This is a genomic window from Haloterrigena gelatinilytica, from assembly GCF_013342145.1.
Taxonomy (GTDB): domain Archaea; phylum Halobacteriota; class Halobacteria; order Halobacteriales; family Natrialbaceae; genus Haloterrigena; species Haloterrigena gelatinilytica.
In genome coordinates, this window is the sequence record NZ_JABUQZ010000001.1 from 3924300 (window position 1) to 3940885 (window position 16586).

Here is a 16586-nt window from a genome sequence, read left to right on the forward strand (position 1 = left end):
CATGTCCACAGAGACCCAATCCGCGCCGGACACCAGCGCTCGATCGTTCCTCGAGTCGCTCGCCACGGCGTACGCGTCCATGGAGATGTCCTCCGGGCGGTATCTCCTCCTCGCGATCACCCCGGCGTTCGGGATCTTCATCGGCGGGGTAGCGCTGATAATCGCGCTGGGGCTGCCGCTGTTCGTCGGCCTGCCGGTCGTCCTGTTGAGTCTGCTGGCGATGGTCGTCGCGATCATCTACCCGAAACTCTCTCAGGATCGGAAGCGAAAGCAGGTCCGCCAGCGGTTTCACCTCTTTCTGACCCACATCACGGTCCTTTCGATGACGAACATCAACCGCGTCGAAATCTTCCGCACCTTAGCCGAGGAAGACGAGTACGACGCGCTGGCCGAGGAGATGGGCTACCTCGTCGCGCTGGTCGACACGTGGAACCAGAGTCTCGACGACGCCTGCCGGATCCGCGCCAAGCAGACGCCGAGTCCGCTCCTGACGGACTTCCTCGAGCGACTCGCCTACACGGTCGGCGGCGGCCAGCAGATCAGCGAGTTCCTGATGGACGAACAGGACACGATCATCCAGCAGTTCGTCACCAGGTACGAGGCCGATCTGGCGAAACTCGACGTGATGAAGGAACTGTACATGTCGATGATGCTGTCGGTGGCGTTCGTGCTCGTGTTCGCGATCGTCCTGCCGATCCTGATCGGGACGAGTCCGACGCTGCTCATCGCCGGGACGATCGCCATGTTCGCGATCGTCCAAGTCGGGTTCGTCTACGCGATCCACGTGGTGTCGCCGTACGATCCGACGTGGTACATCGAGGAGACGGACGGGGAGGGTCCGATGAAACGAATCCCGCGCGCGCTCGCGATCGGTATCGGCGGCACCCTCGTCCTCGCTATCGGCGTCCTCCTCGTTATCCTCGGCTACCTCCCGTTCGTCGCCGATCGAGTACCGCTGCCGATCCTCGCGGCGATCCCCGTGACGCCGCTGCTCCTGCCCGGGTGGCGCATCCGCGAAGAAGAGAGCAAGGTCAAGGACCGCGACAGCGAGTTCCCCAGCTTCATCCGGGCGCTGGGGACCGTCGAGAGCGTCAAGCAAACCTCGACGGGGAGCGTCCTCGAGAGCTTACGCAAGAAGGACTTCGGGGCGCTGACCGCGAACGTCGACGCCCTCTACAAGCGACTCAACATGCGGATCGACAACGTTCGCTCGTGGCGGCTGTTCGCCGCGGAGACCGGGTCGTACCTCATCCAGAAGTTCGGTGACATGTACGTCGTCGGCCGACAGATGGGCGGCGATCCGCAGGTGCTGGGGAACGTGATCAGCAAGAACCAGAACGAGGTGCTCAAGGTCCGCGAGAAGCGCCAGCAGGCGACGACGACGCTGATCGGCGTCCTCTACGGGATCACCGCGGCGAGCGTCTTCTCGTTTTTCATCGGCCTCGAGGTCGTCGAGATCATGATGGACATCACCGGCGAGATGGATCTGGGCGAGCAGAGCCGAGTCGCGGGGGACCTCATGCACACCGAACAGTACGACCTCGTCACTATCGAGTATCTGCTGCTCGGGACGGTCCTGGTCAACGCCGCGCTGTCGGCGGTCATGATCCGGATCACCGACCGCGGCCACCTGCTCAGCGGGCTGGTCCACTTCGTCTTCCTCACGTGGCTCGGCGCGCTCGTCGCGACCAGCACGCAGTACGTGGTCAACTTCGTGATGTGACCTCGGCCGGCCTGTGACCGATCGTGGGGACGGGCGACTCACCGCTCGTAATCGGCCGAACCTTCTTGATACTACCGCGACTGCTGACCGTATAGACCGGAGACGCCGGCCACTCATCATGATAGGATCAAAACCGTACCTCGAGACGCTCGAACAATCGGCCGGGCGGACCGACGCGACCATCCAGTGGGCCCGCTTTCTCGGTGAAACATTCGGGACGACGGGGGCGCTCAACTGCCTGCGCTACTACGAGAACCTCGGCTGGATCAGTCCGCTCGTGCGCAAACAGATGGTCTCCTATCTGCGGGGCCTCTCCCTGGGAGAGATCCACAACAAACGGTACGACGAACCGACGACCCTGGAGTACCCCCTCGAGTCGCTCAGCGGAACGCTGTTTAGCACCCACGCCCAGAGTCTCGAGTACATCGCGACGATCCGCGGCGACGATCTCGAGGAACACGTCATGATCGCCCGGATGGCCGAACGACGCGTCGAACGGCAGATCGACGAGGACGACGAGGACGGAGATCCCGACGAGATGGTGAGCATCATCCGGGACGGTCCGTCGACGTACTGATCCTCCCCTCCTCCCCTCTTCGGTTTCTGACATAATCCGCAAGAACTAGTTCGTTTTGAGATACAATCAGAACAATACAACCTATTCTGAAAATACACTGTCGTACGCATCGTTATTGAGTCCGCACAGGCCGCAGTAATATCCAATAGCCGATAAAACAGTTATTTTGTAACTCAGGATATGTTCTAATTACGAACACGCTGTCTGTTCCGTTCCCTGTCGTTTAATACGTATCAGTGCCAGGGTCACAGTAGTCGTGACTGGGGCCGCTGTCACCGGCGGCAGTGCGTGGCCGACGCGTGGCGTTGACGGTTCCAGTCACGTACCCCCCACTGGTGATCGTCAATGCGTGAGGAAACCCACAATACCGAGTCCGTCTTCGACGAACTGTCGAGGGCGGCGACTGCGGATTCACAGTCGGAATCGTACGATATCTCGCTTGGAACGACGGCGGAGTCGACCAAGGACGTCGAGCGCGAGCTCGACGAGCTAATGGATCAGGTCAACGCGGCGCTGCCGACCGACGACGTCACGTTCGACGAGGCGCTGATCAAGGAGAACCTGGACGAGATTCTCCTGATGCTGATCGCCTTACACGAGGAGACCCACGGCAAGGAACTCCTCTCGGATCTGACTCATCTCTTCGGCGCCCAGCTCAGTCCCGGCACCGTCTACCCGTGCCTCCACGCGCTGGAGGAGGAGGGCGTGCTGTCGATGCACGCGAAGGTTCGAACCAAGGAGTACTCCATCGCGGACGAGGAGTTCGTCAGATCGACCGTCGAGCGAACGATGGTCCAGCATCTGGCCTTCGGACTGTTGCTGTACGCGTTCCTGCCGCGGCTCTGAGCGGCGGCTACCCGCCGCGCTATCGAATTTTTACCGATCGCACCGATACCGGAACGCAGTAGCGACGCCGTTTGTCGACCGGTGGTGCTCCCTCGGAGATCGGCTCGCTGACGACGGCTTCGAGCCGTTACTGCTCTTCGAGATCCTTTGCGATGTCGCTCAAGCTGTTGCTCGGCGGTTCGTACGCGTCGTAGTAGGTCGTCTCGCCGGGTGCACGCAGTCCGTAGAGGAAGTCGGGCTCGACGACGTCGATCAGTACCGAGCCGCCCTTCGAGACGCTTCCCGCGTCGACCCACTCGATAAGCCGATCCGTCGCCTCGCTCGGATCGCGCGCCGCGTCCGGCGTCTCGTAGACGCCCGGAATCGACAGGTCGTCGCCGGTCAACGCCCGTTCGACTCGGCCGAACAGCTCCTCGCCCTCGATGACGATCCGGACGACCTCGTCGGTCGGAAACGCCTCCCGGTCGTCGGCCGGGATCTCGAGGCGCACGCCCGTCGTCGTCTCCGCGCAGGTCGACCGAACCGTCTGCACTGACGGATGGTCGCTCGCAATTCGATCTGCCATAACCGAAAAAACTCGTCTGTTACTCGCCGTCCTCGGCGTCGCCGAGCAGCTCGTCGACGTCGGTGCTGCCGCGGTCGACGATCGAGGCGTTGATCTGTGCGACGGCGTCGGAGACCTCGCGGCCGCGAACCGTGATGCGGCGGCGCTCACCGTCGCGAGACGGCTTGTAGCCCGTCTGGCGCTCCTTCATCAGGACTTCCTTGAGGTTCGAGCCCGCGACCTCGGGGTTCAGCGGTCGCCCGGCGTCGTCCGAGCCGCCGGTGATCTCGAGCGTGTAGCCGTCGAGACCGACCGCGCCGCCGTCGACTTCCTCGCCGATCGACTTGCCGATAAACCGATTCGCGTCCTGTTCCTCCGCCTCGAGCTGATAGGACGACCCGGAGTCGGGGTCGCCGACGACGACAGTGAAACTTGCCATACCCGACGGAAGAGGACCGTCGGTCAAAAGAACATCGATACGACCTTTTGCTCTGCGTGCGGTCGCGAAGCGACCGCACTCGGCAAAACGTCGATGAAAAGCACTCCTCCCTCCGTTCCGTTCACTACGTTCACTCCACATCGGTCGTCGGCCCGCTCGTTCGCGCCTGCGGCGCTCACTCGCGGTCGTTATCGTGATTCGCCTGCCCTTCCCCGAGTCGGACGGCTCTCGCGGTGCTCGAGCCGTCCTCCCGACCGTGGAAATTAGTCCGGAGCCGCCCTCGAGTCGACCGTCACGATCACCGTCGCTCGAACAGTCAAGTACTTGCAACGCTTACGACAACCCGTGTTCATCGATCCCGGGAAACTCGAGGTCCGCCTGCGCGACGAGTTCGGCGGTACGATGGGCCAGTCCCGCGTGGTCGTTCGAGAGGCCGTCGACCTCGCCGACGCCGGACGGTACGAGGACGACGTCGGGGTGCCGCTGACGAACGAGGTGGTCCTCGACGAACTCGCGGACGCGCCCGACGGGCCGCCGACCGACCGGTGGAACTGGTGGATCGGGTCGCTCGAGATCGCCTACGGCGGCTACGGTCAGTTCGGAATCCGACGGTATCGAAACGAGGAGTAGCGGCCAGCGTCGGAGTTTCCCCCGCGCCATCGGTATTCGTGTGAACCGAAACGACTTTCTCCGTCCTGACTGACTATTCGGTAAGTGACCAGCACAGACGCTCGTGATGCGATCATGGGTACGACCGACAGAGTTCACTGCGAAGTCGCCGACATCGACCTCACTGCCCGGATCGCCGCCGATAGAACCGATCGCAGCACGGCCGCGCCGTTCGCGCCCTCCGACTCGCTGGCCAGTGGCACACTGTGTCCGGAACAGGACGGTGGTTCCTCCGGATGACCGGGTACAGCGACCCCACCACTACCGACGGATCTGTGACGGGACGGGAGGCCGATGAGACGGCTCGGAACGCCCGAGATCAGCCTCCCGCCGGGCCGACCGGCGGCCTCGCGGAGCCGATCCGAGCGCTGGCTACCGCATCGCTGCCGCCCCGGGACCGATCGCTGCCCGCGACGCTGTGTACGAACGCCGGCGAGGTCGGGCTCGAGGCCGCGGACTCCCACACGCGACCCGATTCAGACCGACTGGGTCGCCTCCTCGAACCCGTCGCCACGTCCGTCGTCCTCCTCGAGGGCTACGTTCGACTCCGGCTCGCGCTGGTGGCGGGCGCCGACGGCGGCGATCACGACGCCCGGGTCCAAACGGCCGACGCGACACCCGAGTGGCTGTCCGTCCTCCTCGAGAACGTTCGGTTCCCGGCGGACCGGGACGCCGTCCTCCTGGCGAGCGATCACCTCCACGCCGGCGCCTACGCGACGGTCGCCGACGCGCCGCTTCCGGCGGAGCGCCGGCTCGAACTGTACCGCCTGCTGACCGAGGGGTCCTCGGCGCTCGCGCGCCGCTTCCTGCTCCTGTCCGACGCCGCGCCGGTCGACGAACGACGCGGCGCCATCGACTCCGCGGCCGTCGAGGCGACGCTCGCCGAGACCGCCGGTGCGCTCGGCGCGACCGTCGTCGGCGCGCCGACCGAAACACGGACGGCGCTGCGGACGTATAGTCACGCGGTGATGACCGCACTCACGTCCCGGACCTCGGTCGCGTCCGACACCGATCTCCGGTCGCGCGCCGCTCGCATCCTCGCCGGCGAGGCCGAGACGCCCGCGGGAACGGCGCCGCGCGACGGGGCCGAGTCGGGCGGTCCGACCGTCGAGTCCCACCTCGAGCGAGCCCGCGGAGCGCTCGAATCGCTGGCCGACGCCGTCGAGACGACCGGCTCCGGTTCGACGCCGCTGGACCGACTCGAGCGAGCGACGCGGCTGCCGTTTTCCGGGTGAGTCACGACCGATGAGCGACGGCGAACTCTCGCGGCCGATCTGGCCTGCGTACCCGCTCTCGGCGTTCGTCGCCGGGCTCGGCCACTGCTATCTGGGCGAGTGGAAACGCGGGGCGAGCTGGTTCGGGCTGTACGTCCTCTCGCTCGCCTTCCTCTCCGCCCGGACGCTGTCCGGCGCGTTCGCCGTGAGCGAGCCGTTTTTCGTCACGGCGTTGCAGTTCGACTCCGTCAGCTATTTGGACGTCGCCGTACCCCTCGCCGTTCTGATCGTCTGCCTGCTCGACGTCTATCTCATCGGGCTCACGAAGCGAACGGCCACGCTCGCGGCCGTCTCCGGCGAACCGCGTTCCAACGGCTCGTAGCGTCTGTAGATTTTTGTGCGTGTGCGTCGAATTACAGGTATGCCCCGACTCGGATCACTCCTGCTCAAGAGCGCCGGCGCCCTCCTGCTCGCGTTCATCGCGCTCAGCGTCATCGCGACGGTCGTCGGTATCGTCCTCTCGGTCGTCGCGACCGTCGTGACGGCCGTCGCGACGCTCGCGATGCTCGCCGTCGTCGTCCTCGCCGCCGTCGGACTCGTCTCCCTGCTCCGAGACGACGGCGGAGGAGACGGTCTCGAGACCGAGTACGGACGCGACGGCGCCCGGTCGACCGACGTTCGCGAGGAACGCCTCCGCTCGCAGTACGTCGATGGCGAACTCAGCGAGGCCGAGTTCGAACGGGAACTCGACCGTCTGCTCGAGGACGGAAACGGTCGAACCGACGGTCTCGACGCGCGGCGCTCGCGCGACTCGACGACCGATCGAACGCGGCTCTGGGATCGGTAGCCGCGGTCCCGCGCCGTCCCGTCGCCGCCCTGTCCCGTCGGGTCACTACACCCTGCCGTCGTTGGTCCGCCGTGGCCCTGCCGCCGCGTCGATTTTGAAACCCCTTATTCGACTCGAGGCCGCAGTGCGAACGATGGAGCTTCGATTTCTCGGCGGCGCTCGCGAGGTGGGTCGCAGCGCGATCCTCGTGAACGACGCCCTGCTGCTCGATTTCGGGATGCTGACGGCGAACCCGCCGCAGTTTCCCGTCGAGACGCCGACGCCCGAGGCGGTCGTCGTCTCCCACGGCCACCTCGACCACGTCGGCGCCGTGCCGGCGCTGCTCTCGGGCGACGCGCGGCCGCCGATCCACTGGACGCCGCCGACGTACGAACTGACGCTGACGCTCGCTCGGGACACGCTGAACCTCCACGGCGGAACGATGCAGTGTCCGTTCACCGAGACGGACGTCCAGCGCGTCACGCAGGTCTCGCAGACTCACGGCTACCGGGAGACGTTCGAGGCGGCCGGCCACGAGGTGACGTTCTACAACGCGGGCCACATCCCGGGGAGCGCGCACGTCCTCGTCGACGACGGCGAGACGCGCCTGCTCTACACGGGCGATTTCCACGTCGACGATCGTCGGGGCGACGCGGCCGAGACGACGTCCCCGAGCGGCCAGCGGCTCGTTCCGGGAACGACCGCGCGGCCCGATGCCGACGTCGTTCTCTGTGAGAGCACCTACTCCGACGTCGAACACGACGACCGGGCCGTCGTCGAGGAGCGATTCGCCGAGAGCGTGCAGACGACCCTCTGGGAGGGCGGCACGGTCGTCGTCCCCGCGTTCGCGATCGGCCGCACGCAGGAGCTGATGCTCGTCTGCGACGCACACGACATCCCCTGTTACGTCGACGGGATGGGCAAGCGAGTGACCGAGATGCTGCGCCGGTATCCCGATTTCGTCCGCGACGCCGACGCGTTCCGGCGGGCGATCTCCCACGCGCGGTTCGTCACCGGCCGAAACGGGCAGCGAAAGCGCATCACCGACCAGAAAGCCGCGATCATCACCACCAGCGGGATGCTCTCGGGCGGTCCGGCGATGACTTACATTCCCGAGATCCGCGCGAACCCGACGAACAAGATCGCGATGACCGGCTATCAGGTCGAGGGCACCCCCGGCCGCGACCTCCTCGAGACCGGGAGCGCCGAGATCGACGGCCGCCGGATGCCGATCAGCGCCCGGGTCGAGCAGTACGACTTCTCAGCCCACGCGGATCGGGACGGGATCCTCGGATTCCTCGAGTCCTACCGGGACGCCGAGGTGCTGATCAACCACGGCGACCGCTGCGAGGCGTTCGCCGAGGAACTGCGGGCGGACGGGTTCGACGCAGCGGCGCCCGAACGCGGCGAGACCGTCTCGGTGTCGCCTCGCTCCGCGTCGTAGTCTTCCGCCGCGCTACGGCCGTCCGCCGCGTCCTCGCCTCACTCCGCGTACTCCTCGAGCGCACCCCACGAGAGCGTCCGCTCCACGCGAATCTCGAGGACCGCGCGCTCGGATAGGTCGTGGTCTGCGTACTGGTCATACTTCGACTCGAGGGCGGCGACGGCGGCGCCGTGGGCGGTATTGTCTCCGTCTTCGGCCTCGATGACGGTGGCGCGGCCCCGGACCTGCACCCACGCGAGCCGCGACCAGTCCTCGCTGTAGTAGTCGACGAGCACGGTCGCGTGCGGGTTCGCCCGTGCGTCGCGGACGCGCCGGAGGTCGCGGGTCGACTTCGGTTTCTCGTCGATCGCCGAGACGAGTCGGAGGTCGCGATCGGAGTCGGACGCCGAGTCGCCGTCGGCGTCCTCGAGCACCGCGTAGCAGATCGGGACCGCGTGGGGGCGACCGTCGCCGTCGGCCGTCGCCAGCGACGCGACGCGGGCGCGCTCGAGGACGGCTCGCTCTTCGGGCGTCATACCGAACGAACGGCGCCGACGGGGAAAACGGTCGGTGGGGCCCGTCGCCCGAACCCGGGGCTATCCACCGGAAAAGCAAACTACTCGAGTGGCCCGACACTCACTTCGTCCGAATGAGGCGCTCGAGCGCCGGCTATCGTCGGGAGTACGGACTCGTCGCGTTCGGAGCGCTGAGCTACACCTGCCTGATGTTCGTCTGGTTCTCGCTGCCGGCGTACCTGTCGGTGATCATCGACGACGTGGGACTCTCGAGCACGCAGGCGGGGATTCTCACGGGCGCGGTGCCGCTGACCTACATCCCGCTGGCGCTGTTCTCCGGCGTCGCCGTCGACCGGATCGGGCCCGGCCGGAGCCTCGCGGCGGGCGTGCTGATCTACGGAGTGGCACAGATCGCCCGGAGTTTCGCGCCCGGCTTTCCGTCGCTGTTCGTCGTGACGCTGCTGCTCGGCGTCGGTGCCACGGCGATCACCTTCGGCCTCCCGAAACTGGTCGGCGTGTTGTTCCCGCCCGAGAAGACCGGCCGCCCGTCGGCCGTCTACCTCGTGGGCGCGTCGACGGGCTCCGCGCTCGTCTTCGCCGTCGGACGGCCGATCCTGGGACCGTGGCTCGGCGGCTGGCGGCCGCTGTTCTTCTGGAGCGGCGTCGTCGCCGTCGCCTACGGGCTCGTCTGGCTGGTCGTCACCCTCCGGGCGGGAATCGACGACCGGATGGACGGCGACGGCGGCTTCTCCCTCGAGTCGATTCTCGAGGACCTCCGGCTGGTCCTTTCTCACCGGGAACTGCAACTGGTCGTCGTCATCGGGACGATGTACCTGCTCTTGAACCACGGGCTGCAGGGGTGGCTCCCGACGCTGCTCGAGTCCCGGGGGCTCGCGGCCGGCCCGGCCGGACAGACCACGAGCATACTGGTGGCGTCCTACGTTGTCGGCGTGCTCACCGTCCCGGAACTGGCCGACCGATACGGACTGCGACGGCCCGCGCTGATGGCCTGCGGCGCCGTCGCGTTCGTCGGCGTCGCCGGCGTGATCGTCGGCGGTACCGGCCCGCTGGTCCTCGTCGGCATCGTCGTCACCGGGATCGGCGTCGGTGGCATCTCGCCGCTCGTCCGCGCGATCCCGCCGGACCTCGAGGGAATCGGCGCCCGCCTGACCGGCACCGCGGTCGGCTTCATCTTCGCCGTCGGCGAGCTCGGGGGCTTTTTCGGCCCGATGCTCGTCGGAGCGTTACGCGACGCGACCGGCTCGTTCGTCCCCGGACTGGTCGTCCTCGCGGCCGGCGCGCTCGTCGTGGTCCTCGCGGGGTGGGCGTTGCACTCGCTCGAGAATTAAGGTGGACTCGAGGATACCAGCGATCAACGGCCTCCGTCCCCCGGTTCTCGGGACGCCTCGGACGGTCGTTCGAGATTGTCAGAGAGCCGTTCGCTCGGCTTCGATCCGGTGAGCCCGGTCCGGAGAGGGACCGGAGATCAGGCCGCTTCGTGCGGTGCAGCGACCACGGCCCGATCGGCGTTCAAGAGCAGCGACTGGGTGACGCTGCCGAACAGGACCTGGTCGAACGAGGAGCGTTTGCGAGCGCTGACGACGATACACTCGGCGTCGCGTTCCTTCGCGTAATCGAGCAGTGTCGGTGCGGGATCACCGGTCAATCCGACGGGCGTGAACTCGCCGGATCCTTCGATCCCTTCGACGATCTCGCGGGCGATTTCGGTCGCCCGCTGGTCGCGGTCGTCTTCGACTATCGCGTCGACCTCCTCGAGGGCGTACCTGGCGGCCTCGTTGCTGGTGGTCTCCGCCGCGTCCCGCACGTGGACGGCGTGGAGTTCGACGCCGTACGCGTCGGCGAGTTCGCGGGCTTGTCTGATCACTGATCTCGCTCGATCCGACCGATCGACCGCTGCGACGATTGGCATACGGGTCTAATTTCGATGAATAGCGACTTAGGTCTGTGCTACTTACTACCACGATATTGCGGATGCGAGTAAACGCTACGATCTCTTCGTCGTTCTCTGAAACTGGGGCCGGGAGTCGGTATCGCGGCTCTCCGCTACCGGGAGAACGGAATACTCGGAAAACGGATCAGTGAAAGGCATCACGCGTCCTCGAGTACCAGCGTCGCGTCACAGTCCGGGCACTCGAAGTCGACGCCGTCGGTCCGCGAGATCCGCATGTGGTCGCACTCGCAGCCGGGACAGGCGACGTCTCTGTCCTCGAGGACGGGTATCCGAGCGATGCGAACGTCGTCGCTTTCTCGGGGTGCACCCAGCGCGATCGCGACCACGCGCTCAGTCCCGGCGTTGTACCCCGACTGGAACTCGCCGGGCGCGAATCGGACCGCCTCGTCCTCGGCGACGGTCACCTCGCCTCGCTCGTCGCCGTCGTCCGCTCGGAGTTCGAACGTCGCCTCTCCCTCGAGCACGAGGAACACCTCCTCCTGATCCGCGTGAGCGTGGACGGACCCGCTGAACCGCTCGCCGGGCTCGAGGACGTAGCGCGTGATCGCGAGGTGGTCCGTCCCGAGGGGGTCGGCGAGGGCGCGGCGATCGGTGTGGAGCTCCTCGTCGTACGGATCGGAGTCGACGTCGTCGATCGCGAGGTGTCGCATGGATCTCCGTTCGGCGCGTCGGCACAAAACCGTTCGAGAGCGAAGCGGACTTCTAATTCAGCGCGAAGCTTTATCCATTCGGTTCGTGTCGGAGGCCTATGGCGACCTCGCCACGAACGAACCTCTTACAGCAGACGCTCGCGGACGGCGACGTCGCGCTCGGCGTCCTCGAGAACGCGTACGATCCGACGCTGGTCGAGTTCTACGGCGAACTCGGACTCGATTTCGTCTGGATCGACCTCGAGCACGCCGGGCCGAGCCCGTTCGACGGGGACCGACTCGAGGAGCTGACTCGGGCCGCGAACGTGACGGGAACGGAACTGCTCGTCAGATTACCGGAACCCGACCCCGGAATGGTCCGGAAGACGCTCGATGCCGGCGTCCGGTCGCTGTTCGTCTCCCGGATCGAGTCCGCCGACGAGGTGCGGCGGGCGATCGAGGCCTCGCGGTTCGAGTACGACGGCGAGCCGGGCAAACGCGGCTTCGCCAGCCCCCGCGCGAGTCGGTGGGGGACGACCGACGACTACGCCGGCACCGAGGACGACGAGATCGTCGTCGGCGTGACGATCGAGAACCCGACCGCGATCGACGACATCGAGGAGATCCTCGAGGTGCCGGGGCTGGGGTTCGTCTTCGCCGGCCCGCTCGATCTGGCCGTCTCGCTGGGCCACCCCGGCGAGCCCACCCACGACGAGGTCGAAGAGCGAATCGAGGAGATTCGGGAGGCGGCCCTCGAGGCCGAGGTCCCGCTGGGCGGGCTCGGGTTCGGAATGGACGACGTCAACGAGAAGGCCGAGTCGGGCTACCAGATCCTCAACCTGGGGAGTACGACCGGGGCGCTGGGCGGCGCCGTGCGCTCGTGGCTGAACGAATACGGAGGGTCCTGATCATGTCCGAACACTCGTTCGATTCGGCGGTCGAGGAGGTATCGAACTCGATGCATCCGGGAGCGTCCGCGGGAGCGGAATCTAACCGATCCCGGTGGAAACGAGTGGGCACCGTCGCCCTCGGCGGCGCCCTCGTCGCGTTCGGGCTCCGGCGCCGCTCGCTGGGCGGGACGGTACTCGCGCTCGTCGGCGGCGCGCTCTCCTACCGAACGCTCAGCGACTATCTGTCCGACGCCGGCGGGACGGAACCGGTCGAACGGTCGATCACCATCGACAAACCGGCGGACGAACTGTCCGACCTCGCTCGCGACCCCGAGAACTTAGAGCGCATCGTCGGCCACTTCGCCGACGTCTCCGCGGTCGGCGACGAGCGCTACCGGTGGAGCGCGGCCGGCCCGCTCGCCCGGGAGCTGTCGTGGGAGATGGAGATCACGACCGACGAGTCCGGCGAGCGGCTCCGCTGGGAGACGGTCGACGACGACGCGAGCGGCGCGCTGTTCGACGCCTGGTCGCTGTCGTTCGACTCGGCTCCGGGCGACCGCGGGACGGAGGTGACCCTCGAGGTCCGCCTCGATCCGCCGGGCGGGACGGCCGGCAGCGCGGCCGTGGAGCGACTCGACGTCGTCCCCGAGTCGCTCGTCGGGACGGCGCTGGATCGCTTCAAGAGTCTCGCGGAGACAGGCACGGTGCCGACGACCGAGAATCGACCGTCCGCTCGCGGACGGGGTGATCTGCTATGACCGACGAAACGATGCGAGCGCTCACGTGGCACGGCGAAAAGGACGTTCGAGTCAGCGAGGTTCCCCGGCCCGAGATCGTGGAGCCGACCGACGCGATCGTCGAGATCACGGCCACCGCGATCTGCGGCTCTGACCTCCACCTCTACAACGACCGGATGCCGGGAATGCGCGAGGGCGACGTCCTCGGCCACGAGCCGATGGGCGAGGTCGTCGAGACCGGCGACGAGGTCGAGAACCTCGAGGTCGGCGACCGGGTCGTCGTCCCCTTCACGATCAGCTGCGGCTCCTGCTGGTTCTGCGAGGAGGACCTCTACTCGCTCTGTGACAACTCGAACCCCAACGCCGAGATGGCCCGCAAGATGATGGGCCAGTCGCCGGCCGGCCTGTTCGGCTACTCCCACCTGCTGGGCGGCTACGCCGGCGGCCAGGCGGAGTACCTGCGGGTACCCTACGCCGACGTCGGTCCGATCAAGATCGAGTCCGACGTTCCCGACGAGCAGGTGCTGTTCCTCTCCGACGTCTTCCCGACGGGGTACATGGCCGCCGAGAACGCCGATATCGAGCCGGAGGACACCGTCGCCGTCTGGGGCTGTGGCCCGGTCGGCCAGTTCGCCGTCCAGAGCGCACAGATGATGGGCGCGAACCAGGTGATCGCCATCGACCGCGTCCCCGAACGCCTCGAGATGGCCGGGACACACGGCGACGCGGAGACGATCAACTACGAGCACGCGGACGTCTACGACCAGTTGATGTCGATGACCGGCGGTCGCGGCCCGGACCGCTGTATCGACGCGGTCGGGACGGAGGCCCACGGGACGGGTCTCGACGGCGTCTCCGACCGCGTCAAGGAAGGCGCGAAGCTGCAGGACGATCGCCCGTACGTGCTCCGCGAGGCCATCAAGTGCTGTCGCAAGGGCGGCACCCTCTCGGTGCCCGGCGTCTACCTCGGGCGCGCGAACGTCCCCTTCGGCCCGCTGATGAACAAGGCGCTGACGGTCAAGACGGGACAGACGCACATGCAGCGCTACCTCGACCCGCTGCTGGGGAAGATCGAGGAGGGCGAGATCGACCCCTCCTTCATCATCTCCCACCAGGTCGGCCTCGAGGACGGGCCGGAGATGTACCAGACGTTCAACGACAAGGAGGACGACTGCATCAAGGTCGTGATGACGCCCTGAGGCGATTCGGGCCGGCGGCGTAACGGGTCGGTCCCCGCCGTCCTGCGACGAACGCGCCAACCCTTTTGCGCTGCGCGGATTCACGCCCGATATGTTCCACGGCGAGGAGTTCTGGCTCGTTCGCTTCCTCTTCCAGCGGGGGCTGGCGTTGCTGTACCTGCTGGCGTTTCTCGTCGCCGCGTTCCAGTTCCGGCCGCTGGCCGGCGAGGACGGCCTGTTGCCCCTCGAGTGGTACGCCGAGGGCGCCGACTTCCGCGAGCGGCCGAGCCTCTTCTACTTCGTCCCGAGCGATCGGGCGATCGCCGTCGTCGCGTGGTCCGGCGTCGTCCTCTCGGCGCTGGCGCTGGTCGGGTTGCCATACTGGCTGCCGGAGCCGTATCCGACGCCGGTCTCGGTGGTGCTCTGGGCCTTCATGTGGGCGCTCTACCAGTCGTTCGTCAACGCCGGGCAGACCTTCTACGGCTACGGCTGGGAGTCGATGCTGCTCGAGACGGGCTTTCTCGCGATCTTCCTCGGCGCCGGAGCGGTGGCACCGCCGGTCGTCATCCTCCTGCTCCTGCAGTGGGTGCTCTTTCGCAACATGTTCGGTGCGGGCCTGATCAAACTCCGCGGAGACGACTGCTGGCGCGACCTCTCTTGCATGGACTACCACTACGAGACCCAGCCGATTCCGAACCCGCTGAGCTGGTTCGCCCACCACCTCCCGAAGCGGTTCCACCGGTTCGAGACGTTCGGGAATCACGTCGTCGAACTGCTGATCCCCTTCTTGTATTTCGCCCCGCACCCCGCCTCGTCGCTGGCGGGCGCGGCGACGATCGGCTTCATGGGCTGGCTGATGCTCACCGGCAACTTCGCATGGCTGAACGCGCTGACGATCGTACTGGCGATCGCGACGTTCAGCGACGGGGCCCTCGAGTGGGCGCTGCCGGTGACGGCGCCCGAGACCGTCGCGACGCCGCTCTCCCTCGAGGGCGCGGCGATTCTGGTCGCGATCGTCGTGGTCGCGATGAGCGTCCGACCGATCGAGAACATGCTCTCGGAGAGCCAGACGATGAACACGGCCTACGATCCGCTCCACCTCGTCAACACCTACGGCGCGTTCGGCTCGATCACGCGGGATCGCTACGAGATCGTCATCGAGGGGACCAGCGACGATGAAATAACTGAGGAGACCGAGTGGGAGCCCTACCGGTTCGAGGGGAAGCCGACCGACCTCGAGCGGCGGCCGCCTCAACTCGCGCCCTACCACCTCCGGCTGGACTGGCAGCTCTGGTTCGCCGCTATGGCGCCCTCCCCGCGCCGCCACCCGTGGTTCACTCGCTTGCTGGCGAAACTGCTCGAGCAGGACGACGACACGCGGGCGTTGCTGGCCGCGGACCCGTTCGCCGAGCGCGAAGAGTCGCCGACGCACATTCGCGCGGTCCGGTACCGCTATCGGTTCACGACGCCCGAGGAACGGGCGGAGACCGGCCGGTGGTGGGAACGCGAGCGCGTCGGCACCTACGTCGCGCCCGCGTCGCTCGAGGAACTGCGGCTCCGCGGGCCGGGGCTGTGAGCGGCGGGACTCCACGCGGCCGAAATCGAAGCTCCCCGCTCGAGCGCTTATCGGCCGGCTTACCGCTCGTCGTCCGACTGCTGGCGCGCCGGCGGCGTCTTCGACAGTAACTGGCCCCACTTGTCGCGGTTGTCCGCCACCTGCCGGTAGCCCCACTCGCGGATCCGCGCGTAGTCCTCGAAGTTCCGCAGGAAGCCGAGCGTTTCGGCAACGGGGCCGCCGCTGTCATACCGGCGCAGCGCCTCCTCGATCGACGCCCCGCAGGAGTAGACGCGGGTTTCGGTCACGAGATGGGAGCACTCCTCGTAGTACTCCGGCAACCGCTCGCGGAGTTCGGGGTGGTCCGGCAGGTCGCTAAACCCCACGATGCGGAGGTCCGTCCGCTCGTCGAAGTAGTCGGCCCACCAGGTACAGAAGCCGCAGTCGTCGTCGTAGACGAGGGTCGGCTCGAGCATGGCTAGCGGTACGGGCTCGAGACACAAACCGCTGACTCGGATTCGCCGCCGGGACGGCACGCGAGGCGGGGCCGTCGAACGGTCGGATACTTGAGCCGGGGTCGTGAACACGGGCGTATGGAGCGGTTCGTCCGACTGATCGTCGCCGGCGGCCTCGTCCTCGTCGGCGCGCTCTGGCTCGTCGACCTGTTCGCGCGGGGCTCGCCGCAGTGGCTCGTCGGCGTCGCGCTCGCGATTCTGGGGTTCGTCGGCGTTATGGCCGGGATCTTCAGCGAACTCGAGTCCGATGCGTTCAGTGTCGAGTAGCGGCGTACTCGAGTACGTTCGCGGGAACGCCTCGAAAGCCCCGAGAGTCCTCGCCCCTTCCAGTCCC

Annotated in this window: 20 protein-coding genes; 14 read left to right on the top strand and 6 right to left on the bottom strand. The window is 66.9% G+C overall.

The window, feature by feature from the left end; genetic code table 11:
- Window position 1 precedes the first annotated feature (1 nt).
- From flaJ to HTZ84_RS19505, 3 genes are all read left to right on the top strand, one after another.
- Complete coding sequence (flaJ, locus tag HTZ84_RS19495) at window positions 2-1723, top strand: archaellar assembly protein FlaJ (RefSeq protein ID WP_174682186.1); 1722 nt, start codon at window positions 2-4, stop codon at window positions 1721-1723.
- Window positions 1724-1841: 118 nt separating this feature from the next.
- Window positions 1842-2300 carry a FlaD/FlaE family flagellar protein gene (locus HTZ84_RS19500; protein WP_008893689.1) on the top strand — a complete coding sequence of 153 codons (459 nt, stop codon included), beginning with the start codon at window positions 1842-1844 and terminating at the stop codon, window positions 2298-2300.
- Window positions 2301-2645: 345 nt separating this feature from the next.
- Window positions 2646-3146: a PadR family transcriptional regulator gene (locus HTZ84_RS19505; RefSeq protein ID WP_174682187.1), complete on the top strand. Its 501-nt coding sequence runs from the start codon at window positions 2646-2648 to the stop codon at window positions 3144-3146.
- 127 nt (window positions 3147-3273) lie between these two features.
- Here HTZ84_RS19505 and HTZ84_RS19510 read toward each other — a convergent pair whose 3' ends face one another.
- Together HTZ84_RS19510 and HTZ84_RS19515 are read right to left on the bottom strand one after the other, a co-directional pair.
- The gene (locus HTZ84_RS19510; protein WP_174682188.1) at window positions 3274-3711 is read right to left on the bottom strand and encodes a DUF7112 family protein; all 438 of its coding nucleotides are present in this window, start codon (window positions 3709-3711) and stop codon (window positions 3274-3276) included.
- A gap of 19 nt (window positions 3712-3730) precedes the next feature.
- Complete coding sequence (locus HTZ84_RS19515; RefSeq protein WP_008893692.1) at window positions 3731-4129, bottom strand: 30S ribosomal protein S6e; 399 nt, start codon at window positions 4127-4129, stop codon at window positions 3731-3733.
- A 345-nt stretch (window positions 4130-4474) separates the two neighbouring features.
- Here HTZ84_RS19515 and HTZ84_RS19520 point away from each other — a divergent pair, with 345 nt between their 5' ends.
- From HTZ84_RS19520 to HTZ84_RS19540, 5 genes are all read left to right on the top strand, one after another.
- Window positions 4475-4759: a hypothetical protein gene (locus tag HTZ84_RS19520; RefSeq protein WP_174682189.1), complete on the top strand. Its 285-nt coding sequence runs from the start codon at window positions 4475-4477 to the stop codon at window positions 4757-4759.
- Between the two features lie 275 nt (window positions 4760-5034).
- The gene (locus HTZ84_RS19525; RefSeq protein WP_174682190.1) at window positions 5035-6033 is read left to right on the top strand and encodes a polyprenyl synthetase family protein; all 999 of its coding nucleotides are present in this window, start codon (window positions 5035-5037) and stop codon (window positions 6031-6033) included.
- 10 nt (window positions 6034-6043) lie between these two features.
- Window positions 6044-6394 carry a hypothetical protein gene (locus HTZ84_RS19530; protein ID WP_174682191.1) on the top strand — a complete coding sequence of 117 codons (351 nt, stop codon included), beginning with the start codon at window positions 6044-6046 and terminating at the stop codon, window positions 6392-6394.
- Window positions 6395-6433: 39 nt separating this feature from the next.
- Window positions 6434-6859: an SHOCT domain-containing protein gene (locus HTZ84_RS19535; protein ID WP_174682192.1), complete on the top strand. Its 426-nt coding sequence runs from the start codon at window positions 6434-6436 to the stop codon at window positions 6857-6859.
- Between the two features lie 133 nt (window positions 6860-6992).
- Complete coding sequence (locus tag HTZ84_RS19540; RefSeq protein WP_174682193.1) at window positions 6993-8282, top strand: MBL fold metallo-hydrolase; 1290 nt, start codon at window positions 6993-6995, stop codon at window positions 8280-8282.
- 38 nt (window positions 8283-8320) lie between these two features.
- Here the strand turns inward: HTZ84_RS19540 and HTZ84_RS19545 are convergent, their stop codons facing one another.
- Window positions 8321-8797: a TIGR03668 family PPOX class F420-dependent oxidoreductase gene (locus HTZ84_RS19545; RefSeq protein ID WP_174682194.1), complete on the bottom strand. Its 477-nt coding sequence runs from the start codon at window positions 8795-8797 to the stop codon at window positions 8321-8323.
- A gap of 113 nt (window positions 8798-8910) precedes the next feature.
- On the opposite strand from HTZ84_RS19545, the gene HTZ84_RS19550 reads away from it, so the two are divergent.
- Window positions 8911-10125 (top strand): MFS transporter, encoded by a 1215-nt coding sequence (locus HTZ84_RS19550; protein ID WP_174682195.1) that lies wholly within the window; start codon window positions 8911-8913, stop codon window positions 10123-10125.
- Window positions 10126-10262: 137 nt separating this feature from the next.
- On the opposite strand, the gene HTZ84_RS19555 is transcribed toward HTZ84_RS19550, so the two are convergent.
- Window positions 10263-10706: a universal stress protein gene (locus HTZ84_RS19555; protein ID WP_174682196.1), complete on the bottom strand. Its 444-nt coding sequence runs from the start codon at window positions 10704-10706 to the stop codon at window positions 10263-10265.
- Between the two features lie 179 nt (window positions 10707-10885).
- Window positions 10886-11398 (bottom strand): cupin domain-containing protein, encoded by a 513-nt coding sequence (locus HTZ84_RS19560; RefSeq protein WP_174682197.1) that lies wholly within the window; start codon window positions 11396-11398, stop codon window positions 10886-10888.
- 98 nt (window positions 11399-11496) lie between these two features.
- Here HTZ84_RS19560 and HTZ84_RS19565 point away from each other — a divergent pair, with 98 nt between their 5' ends.
- The 4 genes from HTZ84_RS19565 to HTZ84_RS19580 all read left to right on the top strand — a co-directional run bounded on the left by HTZ84_RS19565 (window position 11497) and on the right by HTZ84_RS19580 (window position 15758).
- Window positions 11497-12285, top strand: a complete 789-nt coding sequence (locus HTZ84_RS19565; protein WP_174682198.1) for an HpcH/HpaI aldolase family protein — start codon at window positions 11497-11499, stop codon at window positions 12283-12285.
- A gap of 2 nt (window positions 12286-12287) precedes the next feature.
- On the top strand, window positions 12288-13025 hold the full coding sequence (locus tag HTZ84_RS19570; RefSeq protein WP_174682199.1) for an SRPBCC family protein: 738 nt from the start codon (window positions 12288-12290) through the stop codon (window positions 13023-13025).
- 11 nt (window positions 13026-13036) lie between these two features.
- The gene (locus HTZ84_RS19575; RefSeq protein ID WP_174682631.1) at window positions 13037-14203 is read left to right on the top strand and encodes a zinc-dependent alcohol dehydrogenase; all 1167 of its coding nucleotides are present in this window, start codon (window positions 13037-13039) and stop codon (window positions 14201-14203) included.
- Between the two features lie 91 nt (window positions 14204-14294).
- Entirely contained in the window at window positions 14295-15758 is a 1464-nt protein-coding gene (locus tag HTZ84_RS19580) for a lipase maturation factor family protein (RefSeq protein ID WP_174682200.1), read from the top strand.
- Between the two features lie 59 nt (window positions 15759-15817).
- Here the strand turns inward: HTZ84_RS19580 and HTZ84_RS19585 are convergent, their stop codons facing one another.
- Entirely contained in the window at window positions 15818-16213 is a 396-nt protein-coding gene (locus HTZ84_RS19585) for a thiol-disulfide oxidoreductase DCC family protein (protein ID WP_008893706.1), read from the bottom strand.
- Window positions 16214-16330: 117 nt separating this feature from the next.
- Here HTZ84_RS19585 and HTZ84_RS19590 point away from each other — a divergent pair, with 117 nt between their 5' ends.
- On the top strand, window positions 16331-16519 hold the full coding sequence (locus tag HTZ84_RS19590; protein WP_174682201.1) for a hypothetical protein: 189 nt from the start codon (window positions 16331-16333) through the stop codon (window positions 16517-16519).
- Window positions 16520-16586 lie beyond the last annotated feature (67 nt).